This window comes from Puia sp., assembly GCF_035546395.1.
Taxonomy (GTDB): Bacteria; Bacteroidota; Bacteroidia; order Chitinophagales; family Chitinophagaceae; genus Puia.
This window is the reverse complement of sequence record NZ_DASZXR010000019.1, coordinates 821,002-842,496: the sequence shown is the minus strand read 5'-3', so window position 1 is coordinate 842,496 and position 21,495 is coordinate 821,002. Positions and strand designations below refer to the sequence as shown.

Sequence of the window (21,495 nt, the reverse complement as noted above, 5' to 3'; positions counted from 1 at the left end):
TTGCTCGTTATGAACGGGATCGGTGTTTCATCGGGTATTGCGATCGGCAGGGCTTTTTGGCTGCGGCCGCGAACGGCGCGGGTAAGCGGGATCGTGCTTGCCGATGCGGCTACGGTCGAGGCCGAGAGGGGAAAGTATCGGGCCGCGGTGTCTTCTTCGATAGCGGAGTTGGAGGGGATGATGACGAAGGCCAGTTCGGATGAGGCCGCCATCCTGGAGGTGCAGGTGGAGCTATTGCAGGACCCGGCCTGGGAGGAGGAAGTGTTTCGGCGGATCGGCGAGGAGTTGATGCCCGCGCGGGATGCGGTATTGCTGACGATGGAGCAGTTTGCCGGGATGTTCGAGAACATGGATGACGACTATCTGCGGGCGCGGGCCGCGGATGTGAAGGATATGGGTTGGCGGTTGTTTCAGCGGCTGGCCGGATTTCCGGCGGGGCGGCAATTGCCGGATGGGGAAGGTTGGATCGTCCTTGCGGAGGATCTCAGTCCTTCCGATACGATGGGACTGGATGGCTCGCGGGTAGCAGGATTTGTTACGCAGGCCGGTGGAAAGACCTCGCATGCGGCCATCGTCGCCCGGATCCGGAGTCTGCCGGCGGTTGTGGGTGTCGGAAAGGCGCTGGCGTCGATTGTCGATGGGGATGACCTGGTGATGGATGGCGAGACGGGGAGTGTGCTGGTGAATCCTTCGGCGAGCCTTGTTGCGCAGTACCGGCGGAAGCAGGAAAAGCATTGGCAGCGACAGGAACAACTGCGTTTGCTGAAAGATCGTGAGGCGGTGACCCGTGAGGGCGTCAGGGTGCATTTGCAAGCCAATATTGCCACGGCGGAAGATATGGAGCAGGCGATTGATTTTGGCGCGGAGGGGGTAGGGTTGTTGCGGACGGAACTGTTGTTTCTTGACCGGGACGGTCTGCCTACGGAGGAAGAACAATTTCTCTTTTATAAGAATGTGCTGTTGCGCAGCGCCGGCAGGGCGGTGACCATCCGGACCCTGGACATCGGTGGGGACAAGCCCCTGCCCTACCTTGGTCTGCCGAGGGAGGAAAATCCTTTTTTGGGTTACCGGGCGATTCGTATCTGCCTGGACCGGACGGATCTTTTCCTGACGCAGATACGGGCGATCCTGAGGGCGAGCGTCTTTGGCTCTGCCCGGATGATGTTCCCGATGATCGGCAGTGTGGAAGAGTTACGGGCAGCAAAGGCCATTGTGGCTGAAGCGCGTTTGAGTTTGGCGGCGGAGGGGGTTGCGTTTGCTGCGGATCTGCCGGTAGGAGTGATGATCGAGATCCCGTCGGCGGCGTTGACGGCCGATGTGCTGGCACAAGAAGCCGATTTTTTCAGCATCGGGACCAATGATCTTTGTCAATATACCCTTGCCGTAGACCGGATGAATGAAAAGATCGCCTCCCTGTATGATCCTTTTCACCCCGCGGTGTTGCGGCTGATCCGGATGGTAATCGAAGAGGGAGCCCGGGCCGGCATCCCCGTGGGTATGTGCGGGGAGATGGCCGGGGATCTGCGGGCGACCGAGCTGCTGGTTGGCATGGGCTTACGGGAATTTTCGATGGTCGCCTCATCGATACCGGCGGTAAAAGAAATTATCATTCGATTATGATCATAAAAGAATACCTGATTTTAGCGCCGGAGGGCATGCATGCGCGGCCGGCTACGGCAATGGTCAAACTGGCGAAACAATTTCAAACGGTGGTGCAGTTGAAGAAAGGCGAGAAGAAGGTAAAGCTGAACAGCCTGCTGAATATCCTTTCGCTGGGGATCAAGGGTGGCGAGGCTGTGGTGCTTGAATTCGAGGGAGTGGATGAAGCGGCTGCTGCCGGCGCTTTTGATACTTTTTTTGCGAACAATCTAAAAGACTGGTAATATGAAAATCACTATTTGTGACAGTGAACATTCCTTCGATATAGCGGCCGCCTGGCGGATCATCGGGCAGATGCTGGCCAAGCCGGATGCGGTGATCGGGCTGTCGACGGGTCAGACGACGATGAATATGCATGGTGTCGTTGCCGAGATCTATAAGCGGTATCCCTTTGATGTATCGAGGGTGACGTTATTCAATGTCGATGAGTTGACCAACCTGCAACGGGAGTATTCGGGTAGCTGTTATTCGATGATCTATGATCAGCTGGCGGGGCCCTTGGGGATACCTGCTGCCAATTTTATCATGCCGCCGACGCTTTCGGATGATTTTGTACGGGAGGCCCGGTTGTTCGAGGAGCGACTGGCTGCGCGAGGTGGGGCCGATCTACAGATGTTGGGAATCGGTTGGAACGGACATATTGGGATCAATCAGCCGGGGACACCGTTCGAGAGTGAGACCTGGGTATCACCGATGGATCCCGTTTTTGAAGAGAAGGTGCGGCGGGAAACGGGCGTTGCGGCCGATCATGAATTGGGAGGATTGACGCGGGGGATCAAGAATATCATGCAGACCCGGAGGATCGTGCTTATTGCGAAGGGTAAACATAAGGCCTCTATTATTGAGCAGGCTGTTCTCGGGCCGGTGACGACGGATATTCCGGCGTCGGTGGTTCAGCTGCATCCCAACTGCGAGATCCTGTTGGATGCCGCAGCCGGGGAGCTGATCAGGGAAAGGGCCAGGGAGAGGGGTTTTGATTGGTAGGGTTTGGGGGCTATCTAAGAATGTAAAAGGCGAAAGTTACCAACATGCCTAATAGGAAGGCGATGATGACGCCGGGTACGGAGAGATGATTCTCTTTTAGCATCTTTTTCATGGTTATGTAAAGGCAAGGCCTGTGCCATCGCATAATTAATTGATTATCAATTTCGATCTAGACCCCAGGGTTCCCATATTTGGAAGGTTTTTTCCTTTAGCGGGAGGCTGTTGTGGGGGAGGCCATGGCGGTGATGGCCGCGAGGAACCAGGCGGCGTGGGGGAGCCATTGCTCGGTCCATCGCCATTCGTTACCATCATCCTCTTCCCTAAAGTCGATGCCGCTGCCTTCGCCGTGATCTTTACCGCCGGTGATGCCGTTGGAGATGCCGCCGCGCTGGGAGCCGTGGCCATAGTTGGAGTGCATATAGGGGACGTTGTTTTGGCCCCAGCCGTACATGAAACAGATGGAGTAAGGGTTGCAGCCGAGGATCCAGGAGTATTGGCGGGCGGCGAAGGTGATCAATGAATCGTTGTTGTGCAGCTTGTTGCCGAGGAGGGCGGCGGTGGCCAGGGAGCCGAGGCGGGCATTTTCACCCTGCCACCACCAACCGGTCTCGTTGTCGTGGGGGATGAAGAAGCCATCTTTTACTTCATTTTTGTATAGGAAACTCTGGCGCGCGTAACCGAAAGGGTTGGCCGTTTCGTTTGTGACGCGGAGATTATAGGCAAGGGCCTTGTTGATGGTTTTTGTTGCGGCTTCGCGGTTTGCCGTCTCCTGTTCCTTGTCGAGATATCGGATAAGAGCGACGATGGGGAGGCCTGCATCGGCGGCATGCCAGAAAGGGCGGCGATTGTCGTCGGAGATGAAATAGCCGGCATCGGTCATACGGGCGTTGAGCTTACCGGCGCGGAGGCAGGCCTGGTCGCGGTAGTAAGCGCTGTCAGTGGCGATCCAGAGTTCGGTTGCGGCCATGAGGGCGCAGTAGTCATCGATAATATTTTCCTTTCCATCATCATCGTATTTTGTGTTGTTGACCACCAGGTGGGCATAGGCTCTTTTAGCGGCGTCGAGGTATTGTTCCGAGGTGTAGTCGCCGTCTTTGTGCCAGCGGGAGATGCGGGCAAGTGCGGCGATGGCCATGCCGCCGCCTTCGCGGAAGGCGCATTGATATTCGTCCGTCGTGACGCTGTTGGCGCGGAGGCCTACGACGCGGCGGGCTTCGGGGTCCTTTTTGAAATAGGAGAAGATGGTCATGTAAAAATATCCTTCCGGCGAAAGGGAACGCGTGATATAGTCCGCGCCCCAAAGGGCTTCGCTGGTGAGGGAGTCTGTGAGATGCCACTCTTTTAATTGGTCTTTCAGCGTTTCGCCGGTGTTGACGAGGCTCCAGGTGACGAGGGGGATCTGTTGGGGAGACATGAAATTGGCATAGGCCAGATGCGAGAAGTATTTACTGACGTCGCCGGAGGCGTCGCACCATCCGCCGTGGAGGTCGACCCGTTTGTCGCTGCCGAAGAGGAGAAGGTGCTTGTCGGCTTCGAGCTCGGCGGGGGTGTTGGCGCGTTGCTGGTTATAATAATGGATGATGCTGCCGATCAGGGGGCGGGCCCAGTCGGCGCCGCCGATGGTGAATTCGGCGGAGGTGGCGTTATTGGCTTTGAGGCGATAGGCGCCGGGAGTTTTGAATGCGGAGAAGTCGGCGGGGTAGAACTGTTTGGCTTGCGTCCAATCGCTGATGGATTGGGCATCGCCCAGGTTACCGGTGTACACGGTTTTGCCATTGGGGTCGATGAGCGAGAATGTTTTTGCGAGCGGCGCGGCGCTGGTGACTACGGCGATCTTTGGTGCGTTGGGTGGGAAGATGGCCTGGTTGACATCGATCGATGTTGTGGATTGTGATTCGACGGTGGACCTGGGGCGATCTTCCGGCTTTGCACCGAAATTTTTATTGGGGAAATCGCCCATGTAGAGAACGAGTGTGGAACCGGCCTTGATATCCTTGTAATCGATGAAAGAATGGGTGTATGGTTTGCCGTTGAGCGTGGCTTTTTGAATGTAGATGTTCTTTTTGCCGAAGTTGACGGTCTGCATCGTGAAGTGTTTGCCCTGGCCGCCGCTTACTTCGAGCACGGCCTTGCGTACCAGTGGCGTGCCGAAGACGAAGACGCCGTTGGCCGGATTGACGGGATAGAATCCGAGGGCGGACATGACGTACCAGGCGCTCATCTGGCCGGCGTCGTCGTTCCCACAGAGACCATCATTCTTTGCGGTGTAGAACTCATCGGTGATATGTTTGATCTTTTCCGCCGTTTTCCAGGGATACCCGGCGAAATTATACAGATAGGCGATGTGGTGATTGGGTTCATTCCCCTGGGCATACATCCCGATGAGACCGGAAATGTCCGGCGAGGCCTGGCTGCCCATCGACTGGCTGACGACGAAGAGACTGTCCAGCTTGGTGACGAAGGGTTTGTCTCCACCCATCATGCTGATGAGCTTTTCGACGTCCTGGGGTACGAGCCAGGTATATTGCCAGGCATTGCCTTCGGTGTAGTCGCCCCATTCGTGGATCGACTGGAAGGGATTGAAGGGCTCGCGGTAGTTGCCATCGGCGAGCACGGGCCGCATGAATTTCGTGGCCGGGTCGAAATAGCGGGTGAAGTATTCTCCACGTTTCGCATAGTACTGCGCGTCTGCGCTGCGGCCCATCTTTGCGGCCACCTGGGCGATGCACCAGTCGTCGATGGCGTATTCCAGCGCCTTGGAGACGGACTCTCTTTCCTTGTCGGCGGGGATATAGCCTTCTTCCTTGAGATATTTTACCCCGTAGTCATCCCGGGTGGAAGAGGCCTTCATTGCTTCGAGCGCAAGATTGGCGTCGAAGCCGTGATAGCCTTTTAAATAGGCGTCAGCGATGATGGGGACGGCGCTGTAGCCGACCATGCAATCCGTTTCACGACCCTGCAGGTGCCAGATGGGTAATTTACCCTGCTGTACATAGATGGCGAGCATGGTGTTGACGATATCGTTGACGCGCTCGGGATGGATGAGGGTCATCAGGGGATTCAGGGTGCGATAAGTGTCCCAGAGGGAGAAGATCGTATAGTTGTTATAGGGTGCGTGTTCGATGACCTTCCCGTCCGTGCCCCGATAGGTGCTGTCGTGGTCGTTATACAAAGCTGGGGCGATCATCGAGTGATAGAGGGCGGTGTAAAAGACCTTGCGTTGGATGGAGTCGGCTGCCTCGATGTCGATCTTATGGAGAGCCTGTTGCCATTTCTTATTGCCCTGTCGGACGATGGCTTCGAAGTTCCAATTGGGGATCTCGGCGTTGATGTTGGCGAGGGCGTTCTCGCCGCTGACATTGGAGACGCCAACCTTCAGCATGGCGGTACCCGGGTTGTTTTTAAAGGAGATGAGGCCCTTGACGGTATCGGCTTCGAGCGTGAGGTCTTTTATTTCCGTATTACCGTTGATGAGTGTGAAGCTGGTCAGCGGGAAGCTGGTGCGGATGGCGAAGTAGATGCGGCGATCCTTTGCCCATTGTGAGCTGTTGCGCCAGCCGATGAGGGTGCTGTCGTTGAGCTTGAGCAGGTGGGCTTTCACTTTTGGGTGTTGCCAGCCGGCGTCGAAGTTGCCTTGCAGGAGATCGATAATAATATGCGCGGGGCGGCCCTTTGGAAAGCGGTAGCGGTGGAAGGCGACGCGTTCGGTGGCGGTGAGTTCGACGTTGACCTTATGATCCTTCAACCAGAGGGAGTAGTAGGCGGGGCGGGCGATCTCGTTCCTGTGGTCGTAGTGGGAGGCATAGCCTTTTGATGGGTCGTTTTGCGTGCCTACGTCGGTGCGGACGGCGCCGGTGTAGGGCATGATGAGGATGTCACCGAGATCCGGGATGCCGGTGCCGTTGAGATGATTCTGGGCGAAGCCTTTTACGACGCTGTCGCTATAGTGATAGCCGGAGCACCAGTCCCAGCCTTTGTTGATGTTCATAGGTCCGGGTTGAACGGCGCCGAAGGGGACGCTGGCGCCGAGGAAGACGTGACCGTGGCCGCCGGTGCCGATATAAGGATCGACATAGGAGAGTGGGGCGGGTTCTTTGGCGGCTGTGGGTTGGGCGGCTAACGAAGTGCTGATCAGGCAGGCGAGGACTGTGACGGTTAGCCTCGAGAGATGGGTGCTCGGTTTCATATGATAAAGATAGCTTACTTTGCGGGATCAAATTTTTGACAATCTCATGCTAAAACAAGCCATTCTATTTAGCGCTACGCTTGCCGTGCTTGGTGGCGCCCGGGCCCAGTGGGTCGATGCTGTTCATGATCCCGTCGACTTTGTCAACCCTTTGATGGGCACGCAGTCGACCTATGCGATCTCTACTGGGAATACCTACCCATCGATCGCGTTGCCATGGGGAATGAATTTCTGGACGCCGCAGACGGGCAGGAATGGAGATGGCTGGCAATACACTTATACGGCCGATAAGATCAGGGGGTTCAAACAGACGCATCAGCCTTCGCCGTGGATGAATGATTTTGGGGAGTTCAGTCTTATGCCGGTGAACGGCAACGAGTTCAGGGAGGAGAAACGCGCGAGCTGGTTCTCGCATAAGGCGGAAGTGGTGAAGCCTTATTACTACAGCGTCTATCTTGCCGATCATGATGTGACGACGGAGATGACGCCTACCGAACGGGCGGTCCGTTTCCGGTTTACTTTTCCGAAAACAGACAGTGCTCATATCGTGATCGATGCCTATAACAAGGGATCGTATATCAAGATCATCCCGGGTGAAAATAAGATCGTAGGGTACACGACGCGTAACAGCGGGGGCGTGGCGGCGAATTTCCGGAATTATTTCGTCATTGTGTTCGATCAGCCGTTTACTTCGAGGCGGGCGTGGAAAGACAGCACGCTGACCGATTCTTTGGAGCTGACCGATCCGCATGTCGGGGCCTTCGTCGGGTTTGACGCGGCGCGCCGGGGGACGGTGATCAATGCAAAGGTGGCCTCTTCCTTTATCAGCCTGGAACAGGCCGAGCGAAACCTGGCCACCGAGATCGGCAGCGATGATTTTGCAACAGTAGAGGCAAAGGGCCGGGCCGTCTGGAACAAGACGCTCGCCCGGGTTTCGGTCGAAGGCGGCACCATCGACCAGGTCCGGACGTTCTATTCCTGTCTTTACCGGATGCTTTTTTTCCCGATGCGGCTATATGAAAAGGATGCCAGCGGACGAATCGTGCATTATAGCCCGTATAATGGAAAGGTGGAACCGGGGTATATGTTCTCGGGGACGGGTTTCTGGGACACTTTCCGGGCGTTGTATCCTTTCCTGAACCTTATGTACCCGTCGATCAACAAGGAAATGCAGGAAGGACTTGTGAATGATTTTAAAGAGGGTGGCTGGTTGCCGGAGTGGTCCGATCCCGGTTACCGGGACGTGATGATCGGCAACAACTCCGCTTCTGTCGTCGCGGATGCCTATCTCAAGGGGTTACGCGGTTATGATATCAATACTTTGTGGCAGGCGTTAGTGAAGGATGCCAGCGCCGAGGGACCCGATGCGGCCGGCCGGAAGGGTGTCGGCTACTATAACAGTCTTGGATATGTGCCTTACGATGTGCATATCAACGAGAATGCGGCCCGGACGCTGGAATATGCCTATGACGATTTTTGTATCTACCGTCTCGGCAAGGCGCTTGGCCGTCCCGCTTCGGAACTGGAACCGTATGCCCGGCGATCGCAGAATTACAGGAATCTTTTTGATCCCTCGCACAAGCTGATGCGGGGAAGGAACCAGGATGGAAGCTTTGCCACGCCTTTTAGTCCGTTCAAGTGGGGGGATGCCTTTACGGAAGGCAACAGTTGGCATTACAGCTGGAGCGTTTTTCACGATGTGCAGGGGCTGATTGACCTGATGGGCGGGAAGAAAGAGTTTGTGAAGATGCTGGACAGTGTGTTTGTGATGCCGCCCGTTTTCGATGACAGTTATTATGGAGAGGTGATCCACGAGATCCGGGAGATGCAGATCGCGGGCATGGGGCAGTATGCGCATGGGAACCAGCCCATCCAGCATATGTTGTATTTGTATGACTATGCCGGTGAACCCTGGAAGGGGCAGTATTGGATCCGCGAGGCTATGCGCAAGCTGTACCAGGCTACGCCGGATGGGTACTGCGGTGATGAGGATAACGGTCAAACCTCGGCCTGGTATGTGTTCTCGGCGTTGGGATTTTATTCCGTCTGTCCGGGGACCGATCAGTATGTGCTCGGGACTCCGCTTTTCCGAAAGGCGGTGCTGCACCTGGAGAATGGGAAGGACTTTGTCATCAGTGCACCGAATAACAGTGCGGCGAACTTGTATGTGCAGTCGGCCCTGTTGAATGGGCAGGCTTATACGCGAAATTTTCTTTTGCATTCGGAGATGATGAAGGGTGGGCAGTTTACGCTGAATATGGGGGCGTCGCCGAATACCACGAAGGGGGTGAATGCGGCGGATGCGCCGTATTCTTTTTCGACGGATAAGATGAAGTAGGTGAGCGGCGATCACTTGTTGCGCGGGACCCGGACGGGGCGGCTGCATGAGATGGAGGGATTTTCGAAATAGCGGCTACAGGCCATGCCGAAGGCGGTGGTGCCGGGCCTGTTCCAGTTCCCGTTGTTTTTCCACTACGGCATCGTGTTGATTCGAAAGTCGGAGCAGGAGATCGCGGGTTGCGGTGTGATCCGGGTTGGGATTTTCGAGGAGCGCCTTTTCGCCCGGTTTCAGTTCCCACCGTTGTTGCCGGGCCATTTCGGGGATGGATTTGTCGAGACCGCAACGCCGGATGATGGATTCTGCGGTGTAATCTTTGCCCAGCTCGGTATCCCGGTAAATATTCATCGTGTTGAAATCTGCAAAGAACATCCCGGGACAGTCCGTCGGAGCTGCGTGACGGGTGGGTCGTCGGGTGAAGGCGGGGATAATAACGGATGTTCGATGGTTGCGGGCCATCTCCTGCCGGAATTTTCCCAGGTTGCGGGCATTTATGAGATCGTAGTCGATGCTGGTGCGCATCGAGTCGCGGTCCGATTCTCTTATAAGGGTCCGGTTAAGCCGGTATTTTTCTTCGAGGGCGTCCAAGGTTGCGAATATATAAAAGTCGCTGGCTTTTATCGGGGCGCCGAGCTTTTTACCTTCTTCGTCGATCATTCGGTAATACAGTCCCCGATTCCGGTACATTATTCCATCGGTGCTGCCGCGATCGGCACGGACGTTGTAGAGGCTAAGGATGGCGTTGTAGGTTTCAAATGAGGTGAACCGATAGTTGTCCAATACGTATGTGATTACCATCTCGATACCGGTACGGGTGGGAATTTCGCCATACTTCAGGCTTGGCACGTAGTCACGGCGGGAAAGGTACATCCGCCCGGTGGGCGCCATTACGGGCCTCAGGCGATGTGCCCTCTCGATGACGCTGCATATCTTCATCAGGCTTCGTGGGGCCCGAAGGTCGTTGGAGATGCGGCTGCCGTCGGGGCGGATGTTGGTCGAAATGATATGCATATGTGGGTGTCCTGCGTCTTTATGGCGGTAGACCAGCCAGGGCTGGTCGCCGAAGCCGATCGCCTTCATGAAGTCTTTGGCGATGGCGGTCATCTGTTTGTCGCTGAGGTTATCGTCCGGGTGGAAGTTGACGGAGGCATGCAGGATCTTTTTCGCCGATCGTTCGTTGAGCACGGTGAGGCGGCTGAACCGCTGTTGTTTGTCGCGCAGGGTCAGGTCCTCCTTCTCCTGCCAGAAATTACGGGCATCGAGAAGGTCGGCTTGTTTGGCCTCAACCTTTTGCTCGTTGTAGACGAGTGGGGACCGAATACTCCTTGCGCTGTTTACTTCTGCGTACATGCGTCTGCTATCTTGCGGATCGATGACTTAATGTCTTCGATCTCCCCAAGAAGCGTGCCGTTGACAGCCGGTTCGGCCCTCTCTGCCAATTCGTCGAGCCTGTTCTTGATCCCAATTAATTGCTGGAGGGTATCTTCCTTTGCCTCGTCACGGACTTTGACCGTTACGGGCTTAGCGGTCAGCACTTTTTTTACATACTCGGTCAGGCTCCGGCACGTGGACTGATGCTGATGGTTGTAGACCTCCTGAAGTTCTTCTGCGGACAGGCGGATAGAGAGAAAGCGCTTTGCTTCTTTATTCGACATAGGTCGTGGATTTGGTTCAATGACTAATATTTCAGACAATCGGGCTTTGTTTATTAATAGACAATAAAATTAAGTTTGTGTTGTAGAAGAAACTGTTAAAACCGCGCTCGAAGAGATTAAAATTGGATGAAAAAGACAGACCCCTATGTTGCGAGGAATTTTTGACTGTTGGAAATGGGCTATCGACGACGGGGTTGGGTGCGTCGAAAAATGCTGTTTTTTAAATATTTATGATTATTTTGAGGCATGATTGGGACCATCCGTCATCGGGTTCACCAACTAAAGACTAACCTTCGTCTGATGAGGACAATTCGCCTCATCTGGTCGATCTCGAAGAAATGGACTACGCTTACCCTGGTGTCGATCGTTGCGGAGAGCGGACTCTACCTTCTATTACTTTATATTTTCAAGCGACTTATCAATGAAGTGACCAAGGCCACCCCTTTTGACGATGAGAAAGTCCGGCGGGTGGTGTGGTATCTTGTCGTCATCACGGCGGGGACTGTGATCTATGTCACTGTAAAGGCGTTGGCGACCCTTGCTATCGAGAACCAGGCGCAGCGGGTAAAGGAAAGCATTGATGAGAAGATCCATGAATGTGCGGTGAACCTCGACCTGGCCTTTTATGAGAGCCCGGCTTATTTCGACACGATGAAACGGGCCAAGGATGCGGGTCCGGAGGCTCCTAACAATGTGGTCCTCAATCTCGCCGACATCGCCAAGAATTGCCTGACCTTGTTGGCGATCGGCTCCATTCTCATTTCGATCAGCTGGTTGTTACTGCCGTTGCTGGCGTTGTTCGTAGCGCCGACCCTGTTGGTGCGTATCCGTTATGCCGAGCAAATGTATGAGTGGCGGAGAAAGCAGACGCCGGTGGAGCGGCAGGCAGCCTATCTGAGCAGTCTTATAACCGAGGACGGTCCAGCCAAAGAGATACGTGGATATGGGCTCGGAACCCATATCCGTGCAATTTATAGCCAAATCCGTGTCAAATTGATGGGTGAACGTTTACAGATGACCCGTCGCAATACGTTCAAGGAGCTTCTGACGAACATCATGGCGACGCTTGGATTGTTTGCCTGTATCGCGTATTTGTGCTTCAGCATGATCAAAGGGCGAATGAGCGTGGGGGATATGTCGCTGTTCTTAATTGTGTTCCCGCAATCCTTTGGGGTCCTGCAGCTGATGTCGACGGGGATCTCGGGTCTCTATCAGAACAACATATTCATCAACAATCTTTTCGAGATGTTCGACCTGCGGGCGACACTGAAGGAGCCGGAGAATCCATTGCCGGTGCCTAAGTCCGAGTCGGTCGACCTGGTGGTAGAGAACGTGAGCTTTACCTATCCGCATTCACGCGAGCCGGCGCTGCGGAATGTCTCGCTTCGGGTTCCGCCGGGCAAGATCATTGCGATAGTTGGGTTGAACGGCGCGGGTAAGACAACGTTGATCAAGCTGTTATGCCGGCTTTACGATCCAACGGAGGGGTGTATCCGCATGGGCGGGACGGATATCCGCCGGTTCCGCAGCGCCGAATACCGGAAGCATATCAGCGCGGTATTCCAGGATTTTGGACGGTTCAACGTCACTGCGGCGGAGAACATTCGCTGGGGGGACATTGACGGTGCGGACCGGGCCGTTTCCGACATCGAGGAGGCGGCGCGGAAGTCGGGAGCCCATGATTATATCCGAAAATTCCCCGAGGGTTACGAGACGATGATGGGCCGGATCTTCGAAAATGGCCGGGAGGTGAGTATCGGCCAATGGCAGAAGCTGGCGATTGCCAGGGCTTTTTATAGCAACAGCCGGTTCGTCATCTTTGACGAAGCAACGAGCGCACTCGATGCGGTGTCGGAAGAGGAGTTGTTCCAGTCGTTCCGGCAGCGGATCGGCAGCCGGGCTGCGCTGATAATCAGTCACAGGCTGACGGCGGTTCGGCATGCGGATGATATATACGTGATGGGTGATGGGCGGGTTCAGCAGCATGGGACGCATGAAGAGCTTGTGGCAATGGGTGGTACGTATTCGAAATTATTTTTAAAGAAACCATTTGTTTCGGATGGCTCCTAGTATTGCGATAATATCGACCTGTATCGAGGAATGGGGCGGCAGTGAAGAGCTATGGGGAAGGAGCATACCGATCCTGCAGGCCGCGGGTCTTGGGATCGTGGTGTATAAGGATCGGATCAACCGCCAGCATCCGCGGTGGGCGGCGCTTGCCCGATCGGGCGTGAGGATGTTCGATCTGCAGACTCCCAAGTGGAAGTTCTTTGCCCGGAAGGCGTTGCTGCGGATGCGGAAACGATATTGGTACGAGAGCAGTGAACTGCGGCGGGCTTTTACTCATCGTTTGTCAGCTGATCGCCCAGCACTCGTGGTGATTGCCCAGGGCATCAATTTCGACGGCCTCAACTATGCGCAGGATTGCATCGCCGCGGGAATCCCCTTTGTCGTGATCTGTCAGAAGGCGGTCGACTTTTATTGGCCGCAGCCGGACCAGCGGCCGGGGATGATCAAGGCGCTTACGGAGGCTCGGAAATGTTTTTTTGTATCGCGGCATAACCAGGCGCTTACGGAGGAACAATTCGGCATCCGACTAAGGAATGCCCAGGTGGTGTTCAACCCGGTGGACCGGGGTGTGGGACCTGTCCCCTATCCGGCCGATCGCAGTGCTTACCGGCTGGCCTGTATCGGGAGATTGTTTGTGCTTGACAAGGGGCAGGATATCCTTATCCGGCTGCTGGCGCGGCCCAAATGGCGGGACCGGCCCGTGGAGCTTACCTTTATCGGCACCGGTGTGGATCGGGAAGGATTGGCAGCGATGGCGCGCATGTATGGACTGACAAATGTGCATTTTGCCGGTCAGCTTGCCGATGTGCGGGCGAGCTGGCGGAACTTTCATGCGTTGGCTTTGCCTTCGCGTAGCGAGGGTTTGCCCCTGGTGGTATTGGAAGCCATGGCGGCGGGTCGCGTGGTGATCACGACGACGGCGGGGGGAAGTCAGGAGGTGATTGTCGACGGCGTGACCGGGTTTATTGGAGATACCGGTACCGAGTCGTTCGACGGGGCGCTGGAGCGGGCCTGGCAGCGACGGGATGAATGGGAGGCGATGGGATTGGCCGCCTGCCGGGATCTGCCGAACCGGCTGCCGGATGTGGCAGCGGAGGCTGAGTTCGCGAAGGTTTTAATCTCGATAGTACATGAGTGATCCTGAATATACGGTAAGCGTGATCATTCCCACCTACAACCGGGCGAAGCTGGTCGGCAGGGCGATCGAAAGTGCGTTGGGGCAGACCTATCCTTATAAGCAGATCATCGTTGTCGACGATGGCTCTACGGATGACACCGCCGACGTGGTAAAAGGCTATCCGGGGGTGGAATATGTCTACCGGCCCAACGGCGGGCAGGCCGCGGCCCGAACCACGGGTCTTGGGTTTGCGAAGGGGAGTGTCATCGCATCGCTGGACAGCGATGATGTATGGGATCCGGTCTTTCTTGAAAGAGCTGTCGATGCGATAGCAACGTTTGGGCTGGATTTTGTGTTTATCAATTGGTATCAGGAGATGCCCGATGGGAGGATGATTGATTATTTTGCGGAATTCAAGTATTTGCGATGGTATTGGGCCAGCAGGACCGGGTCGCCGGTGCTGTTCTCGTATCCCGAGTTGCGAAGGTTGTACCTGGAATGTTGTCCTTCCCCCTCCTCTTCGGTTGTGATCCGGCGGGAATCCTTTGTAGGAGTCTGGAATGACCGGGTCCATGTCGCCGATGACTGGTGCCTGCTGTTGGATATTGTACTTTCAAAGGAGGCGAGAGGGGCGATGATCCGGGAGAAGCTGTGGACAAAGACGATCAACCAGGACAACATTTATGACGGCCGGGATCAATATGAGGTGCTGACGTTGATGTATGTGGAGGACACGCGGGAGATGCTGCGACGATATTCGCGGCGATTGACCGCGGAGGAAGTCGGTGTGCTGCAGGACCGGTGCATCGATCATTCGTTCCAGTTGATGAAGCTGAGCTTTATGATGAAGGCGCATTACGGACGTAGTGTATTGAAACTGGCGCAGGCTTTTTGGTTGAACCCGTTGCTTTTCGCTAAAATCGGCTGGAAGAAGCTTTTGAAATGAAAGCCATTAAGACAATAAGGGCCTCGGAGTGGTGGGGCTACAAGGTAGCTCCGCTGCTGGCGATCGGCTATGCCACGGCTATGAAGTCGGGGAAGAGTCTCGTGGAAGCGAGCCCTTACCTCCTTTATATTATGCTGGCGATGGCGCTTGGGGCTGCCTATGTGAGTGTGATCAATGACATTACGGATATGGAGGATGACCTGGCCATCGGGAAGAAGAACCGGATGGCGGGAGTGCGGCCATCGCGGCGATGGATCTTCCCGGCGGTGGCGTTGTTTTTGGGCGCGGCGTATACTGCCAGCTTTTTCCCGCATGTACTGATCATGGCGCTGGCGGTGATGCCGTGGATCGCGTTCAGCTGTTATTCGATCCCGCCGATCCGGCTGAAGAAAAGGGGCATCTGGGGCGTTCTTGCGGATGCATCGGGGGCCCATTTGTTCACCAGCCTGTTCGTGGTTGCCAGCGTGAGCCACTATATGGGGCAACCGATGGACTGGATCTGGTTTTCTGCGGTGGGTCTCTGGGCCTTGCTTTATGGGATGCGGGGGATCCTTTGGCATATGTTCTTCGACCGGGAGAATGATATTGCTTCGGGGACGCCGACCTATGCGACCGGGGTGGCCCCATCCCTGTTCCGCACGCGGGAGTGGGCGATCCTGGGGGTCGAGATGATCGCGTTGGGGGTCATGCTCTGGCGGATCGGCAAGCCCCTTCCGGTGGTATCTCTTATCTTCTATCTTTTGTTTGTGGCGGCGAGCTGGCGGAAGCTGGAGTTCCGCATCGTCGTGATCCTGATGCCGCCGGGATATCCCTATCCTTATCTTATCTTCCTGGCGGATTTTTACCAGGTGTTCCTTCCCCTTTCCTTATTGATGTGGGGGTCGTTGGCGTTTCGCAATGACTGGATCGTGTTGTTTGCGCACGTTGCGCTGTTCTGGTTTTCCATTTACCGGGTTTTGCGATTTGCATGGCATATCGCGAAGGCGCCGGGGCCGGAGGCGAGTCGCTCGTAGGGGCTTCGCGTGGGGTGGAGAATTGGAGGGGTTTGCCCTTGGCAGGGAGCTTGAGGCGGTGTGTCCTGTGGCGGGGAGCTGCTTTGCGGCACGTTCTGGTCGGTGGGCTTCCTTGGGGGTGGGCTTCCTGGCGGCACGTTCTGGTCGGCGGGCTTCCTTGCGGGTGGGCTTCCTGGCGGCTGAATGAGTGGCGGATGGGGTTTGTGTGACGGGTGGTTTGTGTGGCGGGTGGGATTTGTGCGACAGATGGAGGTTTTGCGACGGATGAGGTTTGTGTGGCGATTACTGCAGGAGATAGCCGACGAGTTCGAGGTTGGCTTTTGCTTCTCCATTGACCATATCCTGGTATTTAAGGCGAAGAAAGACCTTGCGACGGTTGGTTTCCGCTTCTGGCGGGGTCAGGCCCAGGTTGACCTCGACGACGCGGGCGGTGACGTGGCCGGTGGCGAGGCTTTGGGCGGCATCGGCTTTTTGGAGGCGCCAGGTATAGCCTTCCCATTGGCCATAGGGGCTAAGAGCTGTCGTGACGGTGCGGCCGGCGAGCGGGATCGTGTCGGCGGCGAACATGACGAAATTATTCTGAAGGTCGATCTGAAAATAATCCAGAAGGCGGATGTCGCCGTCGGTAGTGAATCGAAGGTAGCCGGCTTCGCGGGTGACGGTGACTTTTTGGGTGTCGATCGGGACGAGTTGCGGCGGAGCCTGCTCGAGGTTTTGAAGTCTTTTGTATTCCTCGGGGTTGATACCGAAGCGTTGGTTATAGGGAAGCGGTTTGCCGGCATAGGCGGCGCGGTATTGCTGGAACCAATCCCGGTTGGCGACGAGGGCATTGTTAAAGCGGACCAGGATGGATTGGATATCGGCGGGGATATCAGGTTGGACTATTTGATAGAGGAGGGAGGGATTGTGGAAGATGCTGTCGGCGAAGTGGATGGCCGAATCGGCGGCGGTGATCGGGTAAGGCTTTGATTGTGTGGGGGTTTGGTTTTGTGTGGTTTTTGCGGGGGTTGGTTTTGGGGTTGCGGCGGGCTTTGCGGTGGGTGTCTGTGCCGCGGCGGGCTTCTGCGCTGCGACGGTTCCGGGCAGGAGGGAGATGCCGAGGAGGGTGGCGACCAGGAGAAATAGCTTTGCCATATTTGGCAAAATAAGGTCAAAATTCCCTAATTTTGCCCTCCCATTGCCCAATAGTATAATGGTAGTACAGAAGATTCTGGATCTTTTAGTCTTGGTTCGAATCCAGGTTGGGCAACAAGTGACCCGCAACAAAGTTGCGGGTTTTGTTTTTCCGGGAGCGAGCCGAGCTTGCTCAGGTGGGCGGACGGGAAAAGGGAAAACCAGAGATCAATCATGGGTACCACCCTCAAATCGACACGAAGCAATCGGCAGTCCCAATAGGCTAACCATTCCAGGAACGTAATATTTTTCCCTTCTCGTCATCAATAGTAAGACACAAGATCAAGTGATTTCCAAAGAAAATCTTTGCCGTAGCAGGTTAAAACAATTCTCCAGGATTTAATTTTAGGAAATCCTGCCAGGGAATTCCGCTTTTCCCTACCAGCAACACTTTATCGGGGTTGAACGCCTTCTTAAACGCTGAAATTCCCGATGAAGATTGCGTCGTACCGCTTTTGATCTCAAGTCCAATAACCTTTCCTTTTTTTTCCAGGACGAAATCAACCTCTTCGTTTCTTTCGCGCCAATAAGAAACTACAAATCCTTCAACCAGCGAGTAATTTATCAAATGAGCTCCTATAGAGGATTCAACCAACCTGCCCCATTCTTCTGGCCTTATTTGTATTTCTTCGAACAGTTCTCCCCGTTGGGCACTGATCAATGCTGTATTGTGTACCTGAAATTTAGGGCTTGAAGATCTTTTATAAATTAAGTTACCGGAAAATTTCTCGATCCCTGCCAATAAGCCTGCCGTATTCAGCAAGTCAAGATAATGCGATAAAGTAGTCGTATTGCCGGCATCCTGCAACTGTCCGATCATCTTTGTATAAGAAAGTATTTGGCCGGAATAAAGACATCCCAATTCGAAAAGACGCTTCATCAAAGCAGGCTTGTCAATCCTGGTGAGCATGAGTATGTCTTTTGATATACTCGTTTCGATAAGGGCCTGCTGGACATATGCCTTCCATCGTTGTTCTTCAGCGATCAGCGGCGCTGATCCCGGATAGCCACCGAACCAGACATATTGATCGCTGGTCCAACCAAAAGCCTGCTCCATTTCCGATAGCGACCAATGTCCCATATAAGTTGTCTCAAACCTTCCTGCCAAAGATTCGGTAAGCCCTTGCTGCAATAATAAACGAGATGATCCCAGCAGGATTACCTTCAGTGTTCTTTTTGTGTGAGTATCGGTATCCCATAGTAGCTTTACAATTTCACTCCAATCCTTTATTTTCTGAATTTCATCGATCACCAATAGGAACTCTGAGGCCTTTTCCTGGTCCATTTTCAAGCGTGCTGTTTCCCATTGCTGCTCAAGCCAGCTTACGTTAGAAGCGGCGACAGCATCCGCGGAGGCAAAATAGCTAGGTAATTTGCATTTTTCTATTAGTTGATATACTAAGGTTGTTTTCCCAACCTGGCGTGGACCAACTAATACTTGAATAAATCTTCTTGGTTCAATAATTCTCTTCGTAAGAAGTTGCAAATGAGGGCGTTCAAACATATTCTACAAATTACTCAATACAATGAGTAAAAATACTCAAAATAGCGAACAATCTCAAATCTAACTAATTAATAGCTGACAAGACAAACCCACCAATAGAATATCAGTTGTCCTCCTCGCCGGCAATGGCTTCTTAGATGACCGTGTCGAAGTAGCAGTGGCCGTGCAGGTTAGATCGCCTACCTTTAATATCGATGAAACCATCTTCCTGTTGCCAGTTTGCCGGGTTCCATACAAAATGATGACCTACCATCAGGGCAATACCGGCCAGCCTGCGTATCAAAAGCGGACAATTTCATTATCACTCTTTTACACAAATGTCTGATAAGCAGTGGCCTGATAAACCGGCATTCTTTTAGCGATCCGAAGGACCAATAAGCCGGTTATGTTCAAAAACTATATCAAGATCGCATGGCGTAATCTCGTCAAAGACAGCCAGTTTACCTTTCTCAATGTAGTGGGCCTGTCGACAGGTCTGGCCTGTACTCTGCTGATCTATTTATGGGTGAGCGATGAATGGAAAATGGACCGTGGCAATAAAAAGGACGGCCAGCTTTACCAGGTCATGGAAAATCGCAAGCAGGCTTCGGGCATCTGGACCGCGCAAACCACTTCAGGACTGATGGCCGATGCCCTGGCCAATGATATGCCGGAAGTACAATACGCAGTCAATACCGCCAGCGAGAATAATGTAATATTATCTGCCAATAATGAAAAAAATATCCGTGCCGATGGCCTGTATGCCGGCAAGGATCTTTTCAAGGTCTTTTCTTACGACCTGCTTCAGGGAGACTCGAACCAAGTCTTGATGGGGAGAAATTCCATTGCCCTTTCGGATGACATGGCCATCCGTCTGTTCGGTAGCACGGTGGATGTGATCGGCAAGTCCGTTGAATTACAGCACGAACCGCATCCCTATACCGTAACCGGGATCTTTCGAAAACCGGACAACCATTCTTCCGAACAATTCGATTTCCTGCTGACTGATGATCTATTGAAGGATAAGGAACCTGGATTCCAGGATTGGGGTTCGACATTCCCCCATACCTATGTGATCCTACGACCAGGCGTTTCCGTAACAGCCTTTAATCAAAAGCTCGCAAACTATCTCAAAAGGAAGACCAACAACGAGATCCTTTACCGTACCCCGTTCATTGCCAAGTTCTCGGAAGCTTATCTCTACGGTCGCTATGAAGATGGCAAACAGGTCGGCGGTCGAATCGAGTATGTCCGCTTGTTTTCTATTATTGCCGGGGTCATCCTGCTGATCGCCTGTATCAATTTTATGAACCTTTCCACCGCTAAAGCGGCGGGCAGGGCCAAGGAAGTTGGCATCAAGAAAGTGGTCGGCGCCGGTAGGTTTACGCTGGTGTTGCAATATTTCGGCGAATCGCTGCTCATGGCTTTTGCTTCGTTGCTGGTTGCCATTTTGCTCGTTGCGCTTGTATTGCCGGCTTTCAACGGGATCACTGACAAACAATTGACACTGAATCATCCGGGTTTGGGTTTGATCTTGTGGACAGTGGTGATCCTGCTTGTTACGGGACTACTGGCCGGGAGTTATCCTGCCTTGTATCTGTCCGGCTTCAGGCCCGCCATGGTCCTCAAGGGCAAGGTCAAGACCGCTACCAGCGAACTTTTTGTGCGCAAGGGTTTGGTGGTATTTCAATTCTCCCTTTCGGTGATCCTCATTATATCCGTGATGGTGGTGTACCGGCAGATCCATTTTATTCAAACCAGGAAGCTGGGTTATGATCGTGACAATGTCCTTGCTTTTTATAAGGAAGGAAAATTATCGGACCCGCTACAACAGGAAAGCTTTTTGAATGCCGTCCGGAATATCCCGGGTGTCGCGCAGGCTTCCTGCATCGGGCATTCCCTGACCGGGCATAGCGGTGGAACACATGGCGTGGTATGGGCCGGGAAAGACCCCAACGACAGGACAGAATTCGAGATCATGAACGTCGATTACAATTTCCAGGATGTGCTCAATATTGCCATGAAGGAAGGACGCCCCTATTCCCAGGAGTATTTGGCAGACACCAATAAGATCATTTTCAATGAAGCCGCCGTCAAATTCATGGGTATGACCAGGCCTATCGGTCAAAAAGTTACCATCTGGGGTAAGGACCTCGAGATCGTCGGGGTTATGAAGGATTTTAATTTTCAATCGCTGCATGATAAGATCAAGCCACTTTTCGCCAGGCTGAATCCGAAGGATGCCTACCGCTTCATGCTGAAGATCAAACCCGGTAAGGAGACCGCTGCCATCGACCAGTTAAAGCAACTGTACGGGCAGTACAATCCCGGCTTCCCGCTTACTGCCAGTTTCCTCGATGAGAGCTATCAGCGCTTATACGCAGCTGAAAAACGGGTATCCGTCCTTTCCCGTTGTTTTGCCGGTCTGGCCATCTTGATTTCTTGTCTGGGACTGTTTGGTCTGGCTGCCTTTAACATCCAGCGCCGCAGCCGGGAGATCGGTATCCGCAAAGTGCTCGGTGCATCGGTAAGCGGAGTAGTCCTGCTACTTTCCAGGGACTATCTGAAACTGATCGGCTTTTCCATGTTGATCGCCTTCCCGGTGGCCTGGTGGATGACCGGGAATTGGCTGGAATCTTTTGTCTATCATATCCAGCGCGGTTGGGGCATATTCCTGCTGGCCGGATTCCTGGTAATCCTGCTGACTTTTCTTACCATCAGTTTCCAATCGGTCAAGGCTGCATTGGTCAATCCTTCCAGGAGTCTGAAATCGGAATAATCTTTGCACCCAAAAGCAGAAGGGTTCGACGCGGAGGCAGACGTGTACAATAAAGAGAGGCGGCTATCCATTTTTTTCCAATCGGGGACCTA

General features: G+C 54.0%; 14 protein-coding genes and 1 tRNA gene. 10 read left to right on the top strand and 5 right to left on the bottom strand.

Translation table 11 applies throughout. From position 1 onward, the window contains the following. Nucleotides 1-9 precede the first annotated feature (9 nt). From ptsP to VHE34_RS29825, 3 genes are read left to right on the top strand one after another with little or no spacing between them, the layout of a single operon-like run. The gene (gene ptsP, locus VHE34_RS29835) at nt 10-1,620 is read left to right on the top strand and encodes a phosphoenolpyruvate--protein phosphotransferase (protein ID WP_325594998.1); all 1,611 of its coding nucleotides are present in this window, start codon (nt 10-12) and stop codon (nt 1,618-1,620) included. Continuing rightward, entirely contained in the window at nt 1,617-1,883 is a 267-nt protein-coding gene (locus VHE34_RS29830) for an HPr family phosphocarrier protein (RefSeq protein WP_325594996.1), read from the top strand. Before ptsP ends, VHE34_RS29830 begins: the two co-directional genes overlap by 4 nt. A gap of 1 nt (nt 1,884) precedes the next feature. After that, entirely contained in the window at nt 1,885-2,643 is a 759-nt protein-coding gene (locus VHE34_RS29825; RefSeq protein WP_325594994.1) for a glucosamine-6-phosphate deaminase, read from the top strand. Nucleotides 2,644-2,851: 208 nt separating this feature from the next. Here the strand turns inward: VHE34_RS29825 and VHE34_RS29820 are convergent, their stop codons facing one another. Then, complete coding sequence (locus VHE34_RS29820) at nt 2,852-6,829, bottom strand: GH92 family glycosyl hydrolase (protein WP_325594992.1); 3,978 nt, start codon at nt 6,827-6,829, stop codon at nt 2,852-2,854. A gap of 46 nt (nt 6,830-6,875) precedes the next feature. On the opposite strand from VHE34_RS29820, the gene VHE34_RS29815 reads away from it, so the two are divergent. Continuing rightward, nucleotides 6,876-9,167: a GH92 family glycosyl hydrolase gene (locus VHE34_RS29815; RefSeq protein ID WP_325594990.1), complete on the top strand. Its 2,292-nt coding sequence runs from the start codon at nt 6,876-6,878 to the stop codon at nt 9,165-9,167. A gap of 75 nt (nt 9,168-9,242) precedes the next feature. On the opposite strand, the gene VHE34_RS29810 is transcribed toward VHE34_RS29815, so the two are convergent. Both VHE34_RS29810 and VHE34_RS29805 read right to left on the bottom strand, forming a co-directional pair. Next, nucleotides 9,243-10,517, bottom strand: a complete 1,275-nt coding sequence (locus tag VHE34_RS29810; RefSeq protein ID WP_325594988.1) for a relaxase/mobilization nuclease domain-containing protein — start codon at nt 10,515-10,517, stop codon at nt 9,243-9,245. Then, nucleotides 10,502-10,822, bottom strand: a complete 321-nt coding sequence (locus VHE34_RS29805; RefSeq protein WP_325594986.1) for a hypothetical protein — start codon at nt 10,820-10,822, stop codon at nt 10,502-10,504. The genes VHE34_RS29810 and VHE34_RS29805 overlap by 16 nt, the downstream gene beginning before the upstream one ends. A 300-nt stretch (nt 10,823-11,122) precedes the next feature. On the opposite strand from VHE34_RS29805, the gene VHE34_RS29800 reads away from it, so the two are divergent. The 4 genes from VHE34_RS29800 to VHE34_RS29785 are packed head-to-tail and all read left to right on the top strand — an operon-like array spanning nt 11,123 to nt 15,968. Next, entirely contained in the window at nt 11,123-12,892 is a 1,770-nt protein-coding gene (locus VHE34_RS29800) for an ABC transporter ATP-binding protein (protein ID WP_325594984.1), read from the top strand. Continuing rightward, the gene (locus VHE34_RS29795) at nt 12,882-14,030 is read left to right on the top strand and encodes a glycosyltransferase (protein WP_325594982.1); all 1,149 of its coding nucleotides are present in this window, start codon (nt 12,882-12,884) and stop codon (nt 14,028-14,030) included. The genes VHE34_RS29800 and VHE34_RS29795 overlap by 11 nt, the downstream gene beginning before the upstream one ends. Beyond that, nucleotides 14,023-14,955: a glycosyltransferase family 2 protein gene (locus VHE34_RS29790; RefSeq protein ID WP_325594980.1), complete on the top strand. Its 933-nt coding sequence runs from the start codon at nt 14,023-14,025 to the stop codon at nt 14,953-14,955. Before VHE34_RS29795 ends, VHE34_RS29790 begins: the two co-directional genes overlap by 8 nt. Next, entirely contained in the window at nt 14,952-15,968 is a 1,017-nt protein-coding gene (locus VHE34_RS29785) for a UbiA family prenyltransferase (protein ID WP_325594978.1), read from the top strand. Before VHE34_RS29790 ends, VHE34_RS29785 begins: the two co-directional genes overlap by 4 nt. A gap of 282 nt (nt 15,969-16,250) precedes the next feature. Here VHE34_RS29785 and VHE34_RS29780 read toward each other — a convergent pair whose 3' ends face one another. Next, a complete protein-coding gene (locus VHE34_RS29780) occupies nt 16,251-17,102 on the bottom strand; it encodes a hypothetical protein (protein WP_325594976.1) in 852 nt (283 codons plus the stop codon). A gap of 44 nt (nt 17,103-17,146) precedes the next feature. On the opposite strand from VHE34_RS29780, the gene VHE34_RS29775 reads away from it, so the two are divergent. After that, nucleotides 17,147-17,217: transfer RNA gene (locus VHE34_RS29775), tRNA-Gln, on the top strand. A 243-nt stretch (nt 17,218-17,460) separates the two neighbouring features. Here VHE34_RS29775 and VHE34_RS29770 read toward each other — a convergent pair. After that, complete coding sequence (locus VHE34_RS29770; protein ID WP_325594974.1) at nt 17,461-18,645, bottom strand: ATP-binding protein; 1,185 nt, start codon at nt 18,643-18,645, stop codon at nt 17,461-17,463. Between the two features lie 385 nt (nt 18,646-19,030). On the opposite strand from VHE34_RS29770, the gene VHE34_RS29765 reads away from it, so the two are divergent. Continuing rightward, a complete protein-coding gene (locus tag VHE34_RS29765; protein WP_325594972.1) occupies nt 19,031-21,403 on the top strand; it encodes an ABC transporter permease in 2,373 nt (790 codons plus the stop codon). The last annotated feature ends 92 nt before the right edge of the window (nt 21,404-21,495 follow it).